The organism is Escherichia fergusonii ATCC 35469 (genome assembly GCF_000026225.1).
In the GTDB taxonomy this organism is placed as follows: Bacteria; Pseudomonadota; Gammaproteobacteria; order Enterobacterales; family Enterobacteriaceae; genus Escherichia; species Escherichia fergusonii.
The window spans coordinates 4286384-4302058 of record NC_011740.1; the positions used below are offsets into that span (position 1 = coordinate 4286384).

Consider the following 15675-nt stretch of genomic DNA (forward strand, 5'->3'; position numbering starts at 1 on the left):
TCTGTCATACCAGATGAATTAAAGACTACTCCTTTGGGATTAAAAATAAATGCCAAAACGATGCTAAAATAGTTAATTAACTTTTGTTAGCGATTTTGTAATTAAAAACAGCATGAAGAATGAGCCGCTTCTACTAATAGAAATAGTGCGACAGGTTTTTTGATCTGCCGCAATATTTCCCCAGGAGTTGAATTAAGGATATAACAGAATATATACGCTAAATAATTCAAGTTGCAGGAACGCAGTCGCAGCACATGCAACTTGAAGGATGACGAGTATGCGTAATGTTAGGAGTGGTTTTGCTGTTGATTATTATCCCTGACAATATTGTTTCAGCAACGAATAATGTTCAGGTTGAACGCGATAACGATAAACCGGGCGGCCCGTCACACCGTAGTGAATACTGGTAAATAAAATATGGCAATTCACCAACCAGATAAGGTACTTACGGCATGAGACGCGGGAGATATTCACTTCGTTAGCCAGTTCATCAGTGGAAAACTCGTAGTCCTGATGAGCATCTATCCATTGACAAAGGGTACGTAAGGTTTGTGATGTTAATCCTTTTGGCAGGCGGCGGGCATCTTGTTCTTTGTTTGTGCTGCCATGGATTAACTGATCTAATTCCGCCTGGTCGAAATACTGATGCTTCTCCATTGCCTGTTTCTTTTGCCGCCAGTTATTGAGCGCTTCTTCAAAACGGGTCGCCTGAAAGGGCTTGATCAAGTAATCGACGACACCGTAATGCAGTGAATCCTTGATAGTTGCTGCATCTGCCGCAGAAGAGATCACGATAACGTCTATTTTACGGCGTGCGCCATGCAGTATTGGCAGCAAATCAAGACCATTTTCTTTATGCATATAAATATCCAGCAGAATCAGATCAATGTGGATATCGCTGTTGAAAATAAGGTCTTCTGCCTGGACGAGTGTTGATACTGTGCCACAACACTGAAACCCAGGGATCTGCGTGACATAGCGGCGATTTAATTCCGCAACCATCGCATCGTCATCGATAATTAATACATTCATCATCTACTGGTTCTCTCCCTATCCCAGGGTATCTGAACAAAAAACTGGGTGAAAACACCGGGCTCGGATTCAACGGTAATACTTCCGCCAAGCCCTTCGACCTGCTGTTTGACGAGTGCCAGACCGACACCTCGTTCGCTTCCTTTTGTTGAGATACCTTTCTCAAAAATATGACTAATACGATCAGCCGTAATACCCGGACCATCATCACTCACTTCGCAGTGCAGCCAGCCATGGCGATAATGCAGGGCAACACTGATTTCACCACCCTTTTGTGAGCCTGATGCCTCCAGCGCATTTTCAATCAGGTTACCCAGTACGGTAATCAGGACTGCTTTTTGCTCCTCACTGGCGGTGTCCGGGACCAGGCTTTCATTGCTGATAATCAGCGAATGCCCGGCATCGGTAGTACGACTGATTTTGCTGATTAAGAATCCTGCAATCTCTGGCGGTTTAATTTTACCCAGTAGAGAACCGATCTCTTCCTGGTAATTATTCGCCGTTTTGAGAATGTACTCTTCCAATTGTTGATAACACTTCAGATGTAATAATCCGAGGATCACATGCAATTTATTCATAAATTCGTGGGATCGTTCACGAAGTGCATCTGCGTAGTTCACCAGGCCATCCAGACGCTGCATCAACTGCCGAACTTCGGTTTTATCCCTGAACGTTGAGATGGCGCCAATAATTTCGCCATCGATCCGTATGGGAACGGTGTTGATCAACAACAAACGGTCTTTTACTGTTTTTTCTTCATCCCGACGTGAAATCCCGTCGCGCAGCACATCGCTTAAATCAACGACCTGTGCCCAGGCATGGCTTAAAGTTGAAAGATGCGCATCATCCTGCGATGTGTGATAGTTGAGTAGCTGCTGCGCGGCGTCGTTTATCAGCGTAACTTCACCTTTATGATTAACAGCAATAACCCCTTCTTTCATGGATTGCAGCATCGCCTGACGCTGTTCGAAAAGGGCTGATATTTCATAAGGTTCAAGACCGAAAAGAATACGTTTGAGAACTTTTACCAATACCAGGGAGCCAATTAATCCAACCAACATGCCGAATAAAATCGACCAGATAATGCTCCAGCGACTATTGTTAATTTGCTCAGCAACGCGACTCAACTCCATGCCGATAGCGACGACACCAATCTGACGGTGATTTTCGTCATACACCGGGGTAAACACCCGTAACGCCTGAGCGAGAAATCCACGATTAACATCAACGTTTTCCTGGCCTTTTAACGCCAGTAAAATATCGTCGCCTTTAAATGGCTGACCAATCCGTTGAGCTTCCGGATGGGAGTGGCGCAATCCTTGCATATCAGTGACCACAATAAACAGTAGATCGTTACGTTTGCGTACTGCTTCGGCGAATGTCTGGATGCCACTTTCAGTGGGAGATTTCTGTAAACCATTACGAATTTCAGGCGAATGAGCTAAAGAACGTGCCACCGCCAGCGCTTTGTCGGTCAGCGCATCTCGGGTCATGTCGCTGATTTGGGAAAAATAGATCAGATGGACGACTAGCAATACGGAAAATAGTACGGCGCTGACCATTAACATCACCGTCGTACCGAGTTTCATCGGTCGCTTACGTAACATACGGCAGGGTAAGGAATGTCTCATCGCGATCCCGAAAATTCTTATCGTGAGGGTATTATCACTGATGAATCACGTAATTCAAAGGGAGTACGCCGTTTCTATGCGCCAGCGCATATCCCCGCCATATATCAGGATGCATATGCTGCAAAGACGTCAGTTCACCCTGGTCATTGGCTAATGTAAGATTCTGAAGACCTGCCTGTAACACGAATTGCTGAGAGCATAATAAGACAAGATTTCATACGAAAATTTCACTTTGCGGGAGATTACACTTTTTAAATTATCACCTGCAGGATAATTAATTGAAATTTAGATTAACGCTGCGTGATATTTAATCTCAAATGATAATAAAGATGCGTTATCATTTATATTTTGATAATGACCACAAATATTTATATTTGTGCTAAGCACCAAATCTCACTTGATCATAATCAATCATGATGAATTACTAATTCTTTATGATTACCTCATATGTCGTATTAATAATAATTATGAAAACAATGTGAGAAAATAAAATGAAAGAGTTGTTAAATACAACAATCTCCCGACGTGATGCGGTGACTACAACTGCAAAACTGGGAGCTGCCGTTGCACTAAGCAACGCCATCACTTTGCCTTTTTCCACAACCGTCAGGGCCGAAACATCGGATACCGGTAAAACCAACGAAAATGCTGAAACCGTCAGGCATAGTGCTTGCCTGGTGAATTGCGGAAGTCGTTGTCCATTAAAGGTTATCGTAAAAGACGGACGCATTGTTCGTATTGAAGCCGAGGACGCTAAGGACGACTCTGTTTTTGGTGAACATCAGATTCGACCTTGCCTACGTGGTCGTTCCAGCCGCTGGCGTGTTTATAGCCCCGACCGTATTAAATATCCCATGAAACGAGTAGGAAAACGTGGCGAGGGGAAATTCCAAAAAATTTCCTGGGATGAAGCGACAGCATTAATCGCTGCTGAATTAAAACGTATCACTGAAAAATATGGCCGAGAGGCAATTTATTATAATTATCAATCTGGCGCTTACTATCAGACTCAGGGTAGCCCGGCATGGAAACGTCTGCTGAATATTACCGGCGGTTATTTGCGTTACCATAATACTTACTCGACTGCGCAAATTGGTGCTGCAACACCTTATACACACGGTGTATATGTTGGCAGCCATTTCACCGAAGTTGCTAATTCCGATTTAGTGGTACTTTTTGGTCTTAACCTGTCAGAAACGCGTATGTCCGGTGGTGGACAGGTGGAAGAGCTGCGTCGTGCGCTCGATAAATCCAAAGCCCGTGTCATTATCATTGATCCTCGCTATACCGACTCTGTTATCACTGAACATGCTGAGTGGTTACCTATTCGTCCAACTACTGACGCCGCACTGGTGGCGGGTATTGCACACACACTGATCACCGAAAACCTGATCAACGAAGAGCAGGTAAATAAGTACTGTGTGGGTTATGACCGCTCTACACTGCCAGAATCGGCGGCACCGAACGCCAGCTATAAAGACTATGTGCTGGGAACCGGGGAAGATGGTGTGGAAAAAACACCTGAATGGGCGGCAAGTATCACCGGATTACCCGCGACGCGTATTCGCCAGTTAGCAAGGGAAATGGTTGCGGCGAAAGCCTGTTATATCTGCCAGGGCTGGGGGCCGCAGCGTCATGCCAACGGTGAACAAACTGTTCGTGCAATCCAGACTTTGCCAGTACTAACCGGTCATTTCGGCTTACCTGGTACGAACAATGGCAACTGGCCTTACGGTACGCCGTATGGTGTTCCTTCACTGCCTGTGGGCGAAAACCCGATTACCACCTCTATTCCGTGCTATCTCTGGACCGATGCGATCCAAAATCCTGAAAAGATGACGGCCAATACAATGGGCGTAAAAGGCGCGGAGAAACTCAAAACTGGGATCAAGCTAATTGTTAACCAGGCGGGTAACGCTCTGTTAAACCAGCATGGAGAAACCAATCGTACCCGTAAGATTCTCGCCGACGATACATTGTGTGAAACCATCATCGTTATCGAAAACCATATGACCCCAAGTGCAAAATATGCAGATATTTTGCTGCCGGAAACCAGCTACCTTGAGGCCGAGGATCTGGTAGACAGTTCATACTCTGCAGGATCGCACAACTATATGATTGCGCTGCAAAGAACCATCGAGCCGATGTGGGAAGTGCGGAGTACTTATGATATTTGCGCCGATATTGCCGGGCATCTTGGTTTGCGCGAGCAATTCACTGAAGGAAAAACTCAGGCGCAATGGGCAGAGCTGCACTATCAGCAAATCCGTGAAAAACGCCCGTACCTGCCGGAATGGCAGGTAGCAAAAGAGATGGGCGTTATCGACCAGCGTATCGCGACAGAGAAAGAGAGCATTGCTTTTGCCGATTTCCGCGCTGATCCGCAGGCGAATCCGCTAAAAACGCCATCCGGTAAAATCGAAGTGTATTCCCAGGCACTGGCTGATCTGGCGCAGAAATGGATCTTGCCAGAGGGCGATCGTATTCCTGCTGTGCCTGAGTTCTGTGTGGTGAAAGAGTCACATCTGAATAAAGAACTGACTGCGAAGTACCCGTTACAACTCAGTGGATTCCATACCAAAGGCCATACTCACTCAACTTACACCAACGTGCTAATGCTGCACGAAGCGGTGCCAGATGAAGTATGGATCAACCCGATCGATGCCAGTGCGCGGCAACTGTCGTCTGGTGATCTGGTACACGTGTTTAATGATCGTGGTGTGGTTGAGATCCCTTGCAAAGTGACCCAGCGTATTTTACCTGGCGTTGTTGCCATGCCTCAGGGAGCGTGGACGCGTCTGGACAGCAATGGTGTTGATGTTGGTGGCTGTATTAACACGCTGACAACTCACCTGACCTCGCCGCTGGCGAAAGGGAACCCGCAACATACCAACCTTGTTGAAATTAAACGCGCTTAAGGAGTGATCCACAATGAAACAGTATGGTTTTTACGTTGACTCCTCGCGTTGCTCTGGCTGCAAAACCTGCCAGGTAAGCTGCAAGGATAATAAAGATTTGGATGTCGGACCGAAGCTGCGCCGCGTGTATGAATATGGTGGCGGTAGCTGGGTGAAAGAAGGTGAAAGCTGGCACAACAATACCTTCACTTACTATTTGTCGATTGCCTGCAATCACTGCGATGAACCGACCTGTGTGGCAGGTTGCCCAACCGGCGCGATGCACAAACGCGAAGAAGATGGCCTGGTGCTGGTGGATGACAGTGTTTGTGTGGGCTGTCGTTACTGCGAAATGCGCTGCCCTTATGGTGCACCGCAGTTTGATACACAAGCTAAAGTGATGCGTAAGTGTGATGGTTGCCTTGACCGACTGGAGAAAAATCTCCCGCCTATTTGTGTTGAGTCCTGTCCACAGCGAGCTTTGGATTTTGGTCCTATCGACGAATTGCGGGCGAAATATGGCAGCGAAAATGAAATCGCACCGTTACCTGCCGCTTCGTTTACGCATCCTAACCTGATAATTAAACCGCATCCGCTGGCGCGACCTACGGGCGACAAAGAAGGGGCGATCATGAACATTCGGGAGGTGCGCCATGCATGAGTTACCACTGGTCTTTTTCACCGTATTTACCCAGAGCGCAGTGGGGGCGTTTATTCTGCTGCTGATTGGCGGTGCCATGGGGTTAATTGAGCCACGTCGTATGGCGATTGGTCTCTTTTCGGTGATGTGCTTGTTTGGTGTGGGTGTTGTGCTTGGCACCATTCATGTCGGGCAGCCGCTGCGAGCGCTGAATATGCTATTCCGTGTCGGCAGTTCTCCTATGAGTAACGAAATCGTGCTTTCGGCATGTTTTGCCGCAGCCGGAGGACTGGGATCTCTCGGTTTGCTGTTAAATCGCGGTGGTGCAATGCTTTGTAAAGTACTGGTATGGCTGGCCGCTGCGATTGGAGTCGTGTTTATCTTTGCCATCCCGCGTATTTACCAGTTGGCAACGGTAGCGACCTGGAGTACCTCTTACACCACCATGATGATGGTGCTAACTGCACTTATCGGTGGCGGCATGTTGGCGGCGTTGTTTGGCGTTCGTCGTCTGGGGCTGCTGGTAAGTGTACTGGCGATTCTGGCGAGTTTCTGTTTGCGTCCGGGTTATATTTCCACGCTAATGAGTGCTGATGGCGTTATTACCGCTGCGCAGTCCACCTGGTTTACCGCTCAGGCCATTCTGTTGGCGCTGGGTGTTATTGGGGCACTGCTCTATGCACGCATGAAAAGTGGGCAAGCTGTGCTGGTGATGACTGCACTGGTGGTTATTGCTGCTGAACTGGTTGGTCGGATCGGTTTCTACAACCTCTGGACCATCCCTATGTAACCTGTGAGTGGCCGGTGTCTGCCCGGCCACCTCTGCTTTCAGGAGTGTTTAATCATGCCTTCCCCAGCCGTACTGGTGCGTATTCTTGGTGCCCTGTTTTACTATTCTCCCACGCGTCCTGAAGTTCGGGCACTGTTTGACTGTCTGCCGACATTGGATGAGATATACGCCTGGCGCGATCCCCGCCAGGTGGCTGAATTATGCTCTGACTGGTCAATCCCGGATGAGGAGCAGCATCTCTGGCAATTTTCTGTTCTTTTTGAAGGACAGGGTGAAATGCCAGCACCGCCCTGGGGTTCGGTATATCTCGAAAAAGATAATCTGTTGATGGGTGACAGCACTGCCGAGTACCGGAAGTTCCTTCGTGATCAGGGAATGACGTTTGATTCCTGTATAAATGAACCGGAAGATCAGTTTGGCCTGATGCTGCTTGCCTGTAGCGCCTTGCTGGCAGAGGGGAAAGAACGTGCAGCTAATCAATTGCTGGAAACGCATTTGCTGCCGTGGGGATATCGTTATCTGGAGTTATTACAGCGCAACCCTGTCAGTGCGTTTTACGCGAAGTTGGCGCAGATTGCGACACTGTTTCTGCAGGATTATCAGCAGCAACAGGCACTAAATCCTCCAACCAAACGGCTCTTTCTTGGATGAGTAAGTCAGAAAAATATTATCAGGAGTTAATGTCTCATCGGTATGTTAGCCGACGTGGGCTATTTCGGGCCTTTGTCAGCGCGGCACGCCCGGTAACAACACCGATATTACCTGTGCACTCCTTACCTCCCGGCGCGTTACCTGATGCGCAGTTTCGTGTGCAGTGCACGCAGTGTGATTTGTGTATTAATGCCTGTCCCATGGGCATTCTCAACCGGCATGAAGATGGCTATCCGCAATTGGTGATTGAATTTGCCAGTTGTGACGGCTGCGGCTTATGTATCGCTGCATGTTCTACTGAGGCATTACGTCCGCAGGCTCGTTTCGACACCGGATTGCGTCCCGTTTTTAAAGCAAATTGTGTTAATCCGGTGCGCAGTTGCAAACAGTGTGTCGATCTATGCCCACTTCAGGCGTGCTCAATCAACGAAAGCGGAATGCCTGTAATCGATGCTGCAATATGTAATGGTTGCGGTGAATGTTTGGTTCAGTGTGGTTATGACGCGGTAAAACTTGAGATGGTGTGAGGGGCAGGGAGGAACACTCTGTGTATTAATAGATTTCACTTGATGACCTGGAAATTATTATTTTTAGGAATGAGGATTCTTATCTGCATGGAAAATATGTGCACAATTATCCTGCGATAATAATGAAAATCATCTGCTTTTTTTAGCAAAAAACATCACAATAATTACGATAATAATTAACTCAAGTAACATATTGTCATGTGACTCCTCTTTTTGAGTGTGGCGTATTGTTGTTGTTAAATCGGCATGACAGATTGAAAAATATTAGTAAATAGCTGATGATAAAAGCAATAATCCTTGCTGGCATTTTTATTTTCTTATTTTCAATCTTTTTCCGTTGAAGGCCTTATATTATTTCTTATGTGGGAGGACGGGAATAAATTACTTAAATTTTTGCTCTAAATAATTCGCGATGCAAGATTATCCGACGTGAATAATTTGAGCGTGGTTATCGGCCTTTTGGGATTTTTGTCTTTGGCTAAGGGCGTTGGTTTGAATTATTCCAGATACGATTCCATGGGTCCAGAAAGCAAAAACCCGCCTTGTGGGCGGGTTTTCAGGAATTAGTGGTGCCCGGACTCGGAATCGAACCAAGGACACGGGGATTTTCAATCCCCTGCTCTACCGACTGAGCTATCCGGGCAACGGGGCGCATTAAACCGTAATCTGCACATCTCGTCAACTCAATTTCACGTTTTACTGTCTGGTTGCTTATCTTTGCGGCAGTTTGTACAGTTCTGGACCACTATTGCGGAAAATTACATCACTCCCATATCACCTTAACCATGATGGCTGGCAACGGTGCCTATGTAATATTTGTTATTCAACCAGACGGGAATGACGGCAACACGTTCAAAGGCGTAATGCAGAGGCTTTCCAAAGCGGTAGTTATCACCATAGCCCGCTGCGCGGCAAGTGCCGGTGTTGTTGCAGGCGAGTTTCTGGTCTTTATGGCTGAAAGTAAGGCCACTTATGGCATTGGCAAAAAAGGGTATAACGAAAAGACCGGCAAGTGTGGCGTGGTGAAGCAGGCGCATATAATTCCCTTTTACCTATCCGTGTTGGTGGAATTATATGCGTATACGAAAGGACCAGAAATCCGAATTACGTCAGCGCTCCACCCTGGCGGCAGCGGGCGAAGCGCAGGATATCTTCCGCCAGCCGATGTGCGGTATCGACATCGGCCTGGCTGCGATTTACCAGCATCCGGCTCAGGCAACCTTCCAGTACCAGTTCCATCTGCTTTGCCACCATGGCGGGATCATCTACCTCCAGGGTAGTTAATAGCTCGTGAGTGAAATCAAAAGCTGCCTTTTTTTGTTGCTCCGCCAACTGATGAATAGGGTGATCCGGATCAGGATAGAAGGTACAGGCAGCGATAAACAGACATCCGGGGTAGCGGTTATTACTCACGCACTCCGATAATGCCTGGTAACGGGCCAATAGTTTTTGTTCAGTAGACAGCGTTTCATCCAACATTAACTGACGACGCCAGATATCTACCTTTTGGCTAAGGTAGCGCAGAGCATCGTACAGAATGGCCTCTTTGTCTGGCCAGAAACGTTGCAATTCATCAAGTGGATAATCAATGCGTTCAGCGACCATTTCTGGCGTCGTGTTAGCAATCCCTTGAATTTCTAATAATTTCAGGGCTTCTCCCAGAACATCTTCACGTTGCACGCTATTTTCCTCCGTCTTTCCTTTTGCAAGTGTTGCTCACGGTTGGCGATCACGCAAATGTGCGTCAAAGGTTGTCGCGTCCATATAGCCCGTAACTCTGGCATTTGGTTGTTCATTTCCCTGAGTGTCAAAAAACAGAATTGTGGGTAAACCCAGAACGTTCAGATGTTTCAATAGTGCGACATCCTGGGCATCGTTGGCTGTTACGTTGGCCTGAAGTAAGACCGTGTCTGCTAACGTTTTTTGCACCTGCGGGTCGCTGAAGGTGTATTTCTCAAACTCTTTACAGGCGACGCACCAGTCGGCATAGAGATCTAACATCACTGGTTTGCCTTTAGCTTCAATGAGCGCCTGATTTAACTCATCTACCGTTTTGATTTGTGTAAAGTTGAGATGCGCCTGCGTTTGCGCGGTATGCGTCGCACCAAATGCCCAATCCTGGAGTGGGCGCACGCTAACCAATGCTGCCGCCAGCAGGATAATTTGCACGATACGCATCCAACCGCGTTTGGCCTGTAAGCTGGTGATAAAGGCCCAGCCAAAGAACGCGACACTAAGCACCGACCACAAGCGTAATCCCCAGACATCACCAATCACACGCTCCAGCAGGAAAACTGGCAGTGCGAGGATCACAAAACCAAACGCGGTTTTGACCTGTTCCATCCACGGGCCGCTTTTCGGCAGCAGGCGGTTGCCAAAGACGGTAATTAGCATCAGTGGCAAGCCCATGCCCAGCGCATAAAGATAAAGCGTGCCGCCGCCCAGCCACATGTTCCCGCTTTGGGCGATATACAGCAGAATCGCGCTAAGCGGTGCGGTGGTGCATGGTGAACAGATCAGCCCGGCAATCGCCCCCATAACAAACACACCGCCGGGTGAACCGCCCTGTTGGCGATTGCTCATCAGCGTGAGGCGCGTTTGCAGCGAGGAGGGGAGCTGTAAGGTGAATAAGCCAAACATCGACATCGCCAGCAAAGTAAAGACGATGGCGAGGCCGATAAGCACGTAAGGGTGCTGTAGCGCCGCCTGGAACTGTAATCCTGCTGCGGCAACCACCAGACCCAGCGCCGTGTAGGTCAGCGCCATCCCCTGCACATAAATAAAGGTTAGCAACAATGCTCTGGCAGTAGAGAGCCGCTGTTTACCGCCCAGCACGATGCCGGAAATCAGTGGGTACATCGGCAGCACGCAGGGGGTGAAGGCGATACCGATACCGATTAACAACGCCCAGAGTGCGGAAAAGGGCAGTTGTGCATCGGTTTGCTGTTGTTGAGCAGGAGCCGGTTGCGGTGCGTTTTTACTGGCAATGACCGCGCTTAACGGCACTATTTTGGTTTCTGGTGGATAACAAAAACCCGCCTCGGCGCAGCCCTGATAAGTGACGGTCAACGTTGCACCAGCACTCGCCTGGTCGATGGTCACGGGAAGCGTCAGCTTGTCGCGGTAAATCTCACTTTTGCCGTAAAACTCATCTTCATGCCAGACACCTGGCGGCAGTTGCACATCGGCAATCTTCGCCTGCTCGGGCGTGATGTGGATCTGTTTACGATAAAGGTAATAACCGTCTTTAATCTGCCAGCTCAGATTAAGCTCATGTTGGTTTTGCTGAAAATCGAAAGCAAAAGCCTGATCAGCAGGCACAAATTGTGAACGTCCTGGCGCGTCAAATAATCCAGCAAAAACGGACGTGCTGCAAAGTAGCAGGATCAGCGTAAAGATGCGTTGAGCCATGAGAGGTAATCAGTGTCTCCATGAATAACAGGTAAAACCAGAAGCTCAGGTGTTTGATAAGGATGATGAGACTTCAGGCAGTCCAGCAGTGCCTGCTGGTGGGATTTGTCGGTTTTGAAGATCATCTGTACTTCAGATGCTTCTTCAAGCTTACCTTCCCAGAAATAAAAGGACGTTACTCCGGGGATGACTGTGGAGCAAGCGGCCAGTTGCTCTGCCAGTACTCTGGCGATCAATTCCCGGGCTATCGCTTCATCTGGCGCGGTACAAAGCACTACTACGGCCTCAGTATGCGAATTTTTTTCGGCAAGCATAAACACCTCGCAACAACAGATGGAACCGCAAGAGAGAGGTCACTATACAACGGTCGGGGGAAGGATGTTAGTCGGCGGGAAAGAAAGCGGGGCGTGAACGCCCCGCGATTGGTCATTACAGCATTACACTGCCCAGCAGGAAGCCGAAGCAAACGGCCAGAGCAACACCCAGAGTACCCGGGATGAAGAACGGATGGTTGAAGACGAATTTACCGATACGAGTCGTACCCGTGTCATCCATCTGTACCGCAGCAACCAGCGTCGGGTAGGTCGGCAGAATGAACAGACCAGACACCGCAGCGAAAGAAGCAACAGCAGTCAGCGGAGAAACGTTCAGTGCCAGAGCCATCGGCATCAGTGCTTTTGCGGTTGCCGCCTGAGAGTACAACAGAGCAGAAGCAAAGAAGAAGATGACGGCCAGCAGCCACGGATGACCCTGAATCACTTCACCAGCGGTATCTTTGATCCAGTCGATGTTGTTGGAAACGAACGTATCGCCCAGCCACGCAACACCCAGGATACAAATACAGGCGCTCATCCCTGCTTTGAAGGTGCTGGAGTTGAGGATATTGTCAGTGTCCACTTTGCAAAGAACAGTGGTCAGAGTCGCAACGCTCAGCATGATAATCAGAATAGCGTTAGTGGTGTTCATCAGCGGCTTCTCAACCAGACCCATGCTTGGGCTGTTGATAATCGCATAGATAACTACGCCAACTACGCCCAGCAGGAACAGCCAGACGGATGCTTTCGCGCCTTGTTTGATTTCAATTTGCTTTTCGCCGCGCAGCTCAATCAAACCTTCTTCCAGACGCTTGAGATAAATCGGATCGTCAGAAAGTTTAGAGTTGAACAGCATGGTGACGATGAAGGACATCACCAGAACAGCCAGCAGAGTGGACGGGATGACTACAGAAAGCAGATGGATGTAGCTAATACCATGACCTTCCATTACAGAAGACATGTACACCACCGCCGCAGAGATCGGTGATGCAGTAATCGCGATCTGCGCGGAAACCACCGCCGTTGACAGCGGACGGCACGGCTTAACCCCTTGTTCCTTAGCCACTTCTGCGATAACAGGCAGCGTTGCCAGGGAGATGTTACCTGTCCCGGCAAAAATGGTCAGGAAGTAGGTCACGATGGGCGCGAGGATCGTGATATATTTCGGGTTACGGCGCAGCAGCTTTTCTGTCTGGTTAACCAGATAGTCCAGACCGCCAGCAACCTGCATGGCAGAAATAGCAGCAATAACTGCCATGATAATGGAAATGACATCGAATGGGATGTTACCGGGTTTGACGCCAATGGCAGCAAGAACCAGAACACCTAATCCGCCTGCAAAACCAATACCTATGCCCCCAAGTCTGGCACCTAAAAAGATTGCCAGCAATACGATAATAAGTTCGACAACTATCATACTAGCCTTCCTTGTTTATTGATTAATTGATATCAATTTGTTGTTATTTGGTTACTACCTTTAAATAAAAAGGCACGTTATTAAACGTGCCTTTTTGGTCCTACACAATTCGATTATTGTTCACTTTCATCAGTATAGCGTTTTGCTTTATAAGCAGGGTGCATCAGGTTCTGTGCAGAGAAAATATCATCAAGCTCTGCTTCAGTCAGAAGCCCGCGCTCCAGAACGACTTCGCGCACGCTCTTACCGGTTTCAGCACAAATTTTACCGACGATATCGCCGTTGTGGTGACCGATGAACGGGTTCAGATAAGTGACGATGCCGATAGAGTTAAAGACGTAGCCTTCGCAGACTTCTTTATTGGCAGTGATGCCGTTAACGCATTTTTCCAGCAGGTTGTAGCAAGCGTTGCTCAGGATATGAATGGATTCAAACATTGCCTGACCAATCACCGGCTCCATGACGTTCAGCTGCAGCTGACCCGCTTCTGCTGCCATGGTAACAGTGGTGTCGTTACCGATAACTTTGAAGCAGACCTGGTTTACGACTTCCGGTACTACCGGGTTAACTTTAGCAGGCATGATGGAAGAGCCAGCTTGCAGTTCCGGCAAGTTGATCTCGTTCAGGCCGGCACGCGGGCCAGAGGAGAGCAGACGCAGGTCATTACAGATTTTGGACATCTTCACAGCCAGGCGTTTCAGTGCGCTGTGTACCATTACGTAAGCACCGCAGTCAGAGGTTGCTTCGATCAGGTCTTCAGCAGGTACGCACGGGAAGCCAGTGACTTCAGCCAGTTTCTTCACTGCCAGCGGAGAGTACTCTTTCGGCGTGTTCAGGCCTGTACCGATTGCGGTCGCACCGAGGTTAACTTCCAGCAGTAGTTCAGCGGTACGCTGAATGTTTTTAACTTCTTCTTTCAGCAGGATGCTGAAAGCACGGAATTCTTGACCGAGAGTCATCGGAACTGCGTCCTGCAGCTGGGTACGACCCATTTTCAGGATGTCCTGGAATTCGACAGCTTTACGTTCAAAGCCTTCACGCAGTTGGTTAATCGCGTCGATCAGTTTGATGATGGAAGCATAAACAGCGATACGGAAACCGGTCGGGTAGGCATCGTTAGTAGACTGACATTTGTTAACATGGTCGTTCGGGTTCAGATACTGATACTCACCTTTCTGGTGACCCATCAGTTCCAGACCAATATTGGCCAGCACTTCGTTAGTGTTCATATTAACGGAAGTACCTGCGCCGCCCTGGTAAACATCTACCGGGAACTGATCCATGCATTTTCCGTTATTCAGGACTTCATCACATGCGGCAATGATGGCATTCGCTACACTTTTAGGAATGGTTTGCAGCTCTTTGTTAGCTAAAGCCGCTGCCTTTTTCACCATTACCATCCCGCGGACAAACTCAGGAATATCACTGATTTTGTTGTTGCTAATGTAGAAGTTTTCAATCGCTCTCAGAGTGTGAACACCATAGTAGGCTTCAGCTGGAACTTCCCTGGTACCCAACAGATCTTCTTCGATACGAATGTTATTTGACATGTGAACCTTCTTTTTCAAGCTGCCAATGATTTGTTCTAAACGCGCAGAATATATGCGGTTATGAATGTTTTTCGACCGACGATTATCCCCTGCATCGACCGAATACCTGAGATCATATGCTGCTATGCGATTTCTACCGTAATCTGGATCACTTTAAGCGGCGGAAATTGGGGCTGATTTATTGATTTGTGAAATGGATCACCCCTTTAGGATTAATACCATAAATATATCCGATACCCCCTTGAAATTTTGAAAATCATCGCTATATCAGGCGAGTGCGTAACGCAAATTTAACGCGCAGCTGTGGTCAACAGTTGCGAATAACAGGAGAATCCTTTGCGCTGGATACCTTTACTTGCTCTCTTTCTCTACGTTTACATTGAGATTTCGATTTTTATTCAGGTCGCCCATGTCTTAGGCGTTCTGCTGACTCTTATACTAGTAATATTCACCTCAGTTATTGGTATGTCACTGGTTCGCAACCAGGGCTTTAAGAATTTTGTGCTGATGCAGCAGAAAATGGCTGCTGGGGAAAATCCGGCAGAGGAGATGATCAAAAGCGTATCGCTGATCATTGCTGGTTTGCTGTTACTGCTCCCAGGCTTTTTCACCGATTTCCTCGGTTTGCTTCTTTTATTACCGCCGGTGCAAAAGCATCTGACAGTGAAGTTGATGCCGCATTTGCGCTTTTCTCGCATGCCAGGCGGTGGTTTTAGCGCCGGGACCGGTGGCGGTAATACTTTTGATGGTGAGTATCAGCGAAAGGATGATGACCGCGACCGCCTTGATCATAAAGACGATCGCCAGGATTAATG

14 protein-coding genes and 1 tRNA gene are annotated in these 15675 nt (G+C 48.2%); 6 read left to right on the forward strand and 9 right to left on the reverse strand.

The window, feature by feature from the left end; all coding sequences use genetic code 11:
- Positions 1–312 precede the first annotated feature (312 nt).
- Both dcuR and EFER_RS20845 read right to left on the reverse strand, forming a co-directional pair.
- Positions 313–1035: a two-component system response regulator DcuR gene (gene dcuR, locus EFER_RS20840; protein ID WP_000982280.1), complete on the reverse strand. Its 723-nt coding sequence runs from the start codon at positions 1033–1035 to the stop codon at positions 313–315.
- Positions 1032–2663 carry a sensor histidine kinase gene (locus EFER_RS20845; RefSeq protein WP_001216441.1) on the reverse strand — a complete coding sequence of 544 codons (1632 nt, stop codon included), beginning with the start codon at positions 2661–2663 and terminating at the stop codon, positions 1032–1034. Before EFER_RS20845 ends, dcuR begins: the two co-directional genes overlap by 4 nt.
- Positions 2664–3154: 491 nt before the next feature.
- On the opposite strand from EFER_RS20845, the gene EFER_RS20850 reads away from it, so the two are divergent.
- From EFER_RS20850 to EFER_RS23540, 5 genes are read left to right on the forward strand one after another with little or no spacing between them, the layout of a single operon-like run.
- Entirely contained in the window at positions 3155–5581 is a 2427-nt protein-coding gene (locus EFER_RS20850) for a DMSO/selenate family reductase complex A subunit (RefSeq protein WP_000661393.1), read from the forward strand.
- A gap of 13 nt (positions 5582–5594) precedes the next feature.
- Positions 5595–6221 (forward strand): DMSO/selenate family reductase complex B subunit, encoded by a 627-nt coding sequence (locus tag EFER_RS20855; protein WP_000816147.1) that lies wholly within the window; start codon positions 5595–5597, stop codon positions 6219–6221.
- Positions 6214–6990 (forward strand): dimethyl sulfoxide reductase anchor subunit family protein, encoded by a 777-nt coding sequence (locus EFER_RS20860; protein ID WP_000544913.1) that lies wholly within the window; start codon positions 6214–6216, stop codon positions 6988–6990. The genes EFER_RS20855 and EFER_RS20860 overlap by 8 nt, the downstream gene beginning before the upstream one ends.
- 54 nt (positions 6991–7044) lie before the next feature.
- Positions 7045–7641, forward strand: coding sequence for a Tat proofreading chaperone DmsD (gene dmsD / locus EFER_RS20865; protein ID WP_001139854.1), 597 nt, complete (start codon positions 7045–7047; stop codon positions 7639–7641).
- A 29-nt stretch (positions 7642–7670) separates the two neighbouring features.
- On the forward strand, positions 7671–8168 hold the full coding sequence (locus tag EFER_RS23540; RefSeq protein ID WP_000019701.1) for a 4Fe-4S dicluster domain-containing protein: 498 nt from the start codon (positions 7671–7673) through the stop codon (positions 8166–8168).
- A gap of 567 nt (positions 8169–8735) precedes the next feature.
- Here EFER_RS23540 and EFER_RS20875 read toward each other — a convergent pair.
- From EFER_RS20875 to aspA, 7 genes are all read right to left on the reverse strand, one after another.
- Positions 8736–8811, reverse strand: a tRNA-Phe gene (locus tag EFER_RS20875).
- Positions 8812–8947: 136 nt separating this feature from the next.
- Positions 8948–9205: a hypothetical protein gene (locus EFER_RS20880; RefSeq protein WP_001237785.1), complete on the reverse strand. Its 258-nt coding sequence runs from the start codon at positions 9203–9205 to the stop codon at positions 8948–8950.
- 67 nt (positions 9206–9272) lie between these two features.
- Positions 9273–9848 carry a transcriptional regulator gene (locus EFER_RS20885; RefSeq protein ID WP_001188518.1) on the reverse strand — a complete coding sequence of 192 codons (576 nt, stop codon included), beginning with the start codon at positions 9846–9848 and terminating at the stop codon, positions 9273–9275.
- A 36-nt stretch (positions 9849–9884) separates the two neighbouring features.
- The gene (gene dsbD / locus EFER_RS20890; protein WP_000068962.1) at positions 9885–11579 is read right to left on the reverse strand and encodes a protein-disulfide reductase DsbD; all 1695 of its coding nucleotides are present in this window, start codon (positions 11577–11579) and stop codon (positions 9885–9887) included.
- Entirely contained in the window at positions 11555–11893 is a 339-nt protein-coding gene (gene cutA, locus EFER_RS20895; protein ID WP_000879045.1) for a divalent cation tolerance protein CutA, read from the reverse strand. Before cutA ends, dsbD begins: the two co-directional genes overlap by 25 nt.
- A gap of 115 nt (positions 11894–12008) precedes the next feature.
- The gene (dcuA, locus tag EFER_RS20900) at positions 12009–13310 is read right to left on the reverse strand and encodes an anaerobic C4-dicarboxylate transporter DcuA (RefSeq protein ID WP_000637590.1); all 1302 of its coding nucleotides are present in this window, start codon (positions 13308–13310) and stop codon (positions 12009–12011) included.
- Between the two features lie 113 nt (positions 13311–13423).
- On the reverse strand, positions 13424–14860 hold the full coding sequence (gene aspA, locus EFER_RS20905; protein WP_002431743.1) for an aspartate ammonia-lyase: 1437 nt from the start codon (positions 14858–14860) through the stop codon (positions 13424–13426).
- A gap of 336 nt (positions 14861–15196) precedes the next feature.
- Here aspA and EFER_RS20910 point away from each other — a divergent pair, with 336 nt between their 5' ends.
- Positions 15197–15673, forward strand: a complete 477-nt coding sequence (locus EFER_RS20910) for an FxsA family protein (protein ID WP_001267295.1) — start codon at positions 15197–15199, stop codon at positions 15671–15673.
- Positions 15674–15675 lie beyond the last annotated feature (2 nt).

What these genes read in the sequence shown, in the direction of transcription:
- dcuR (WP_000982280.1), bottom strand. Translation starts at nt 1,035, where the DNA reads ATGATGAATGTATTAATTATCGATGACGATGCGATGGTTGCGGAATTA.
- dcuA (WP_000637590.1), bottom strand. Translation starts at nt 13,310, where the DNA reads ATGATAGTTGTCGAACTTATTATCGTATTGCTGGCAATCTTTTTAGGT.
- EFER_RS20850 (WP_000661393.1), top strand. Translation starts at nt 3,155, where the DNA reads ATGAAAGAGTTGTTAAATACAACAATCTCCCGACGTGATGCGGTGACT.
- EFER_RS20880 (WP_001237785.1), bottom strand. Translation starts at nt 9,205, where the DNA reads ATGCGCCTGCTTCACCACGCCACACTTGCCGGTCTTTTCGTTATACCC.
- EFER_RS20855 (WP_000816147.1), top strand. Translation starts at nt 5,595, where the DNA reads ATGAAACAGTATGGTTTTTACGTTGACTCCTCGCGTTGCTCTGGCTGC.
- EFER_RS23540 (WP_000019701.1), top strand. Translation starts at nt 7,671, where the DNA reads ATGTCTCATCGGTATGTTAGCCGACGTGGGCTATTTCGGGCCTTTGTC.
- aspA (WP_002431743.1), bottom strand. Translation starts at nt 14,860, where the DNA reads ATGTCAAATAACATTCGTATCGAAGAAGATCTGTTGGGTACCAGGGAA.
- EFER_RS20845 (WP_001216441.1), bottom strand. Translation starts at nt 2,663, where the DNA reads ATGAGACATTCCTTACCCTGCCGTATGTTACGTAAGCGACCGATGAAA.
- dsbD (WP_000068962.1), bottom strand. Translation starts at nt 11,579, where the DNA reads ATGGCTCAACGCATCTTTACGCTGATCCTGCTACTTTGCAGCACGTCC.
- cutA (WP_000879045.1), bottom strand. Translation starts at nt 11,893, where the DNA reads ATGCTTGCCGAAAAAAATTCGCATACTGAGGCCGTAGTAGTGCTTTGT.
- EFER_RS20860 (WP_000544913.1), top strand. Translation starts at nt 6,214, where the DNA reads ATGCATGAGTTACCACTGGTCTTTTTCACCGTATTTACCCAGAGCGCA.
- dmsD (WP_001139854.1), top strand. Translation starts at nt 7,045, where the DNA reads ATGCCTTCCCCAGCCGTACTGGTGCGTATTCTTGGTGCCCTGTTTTAC.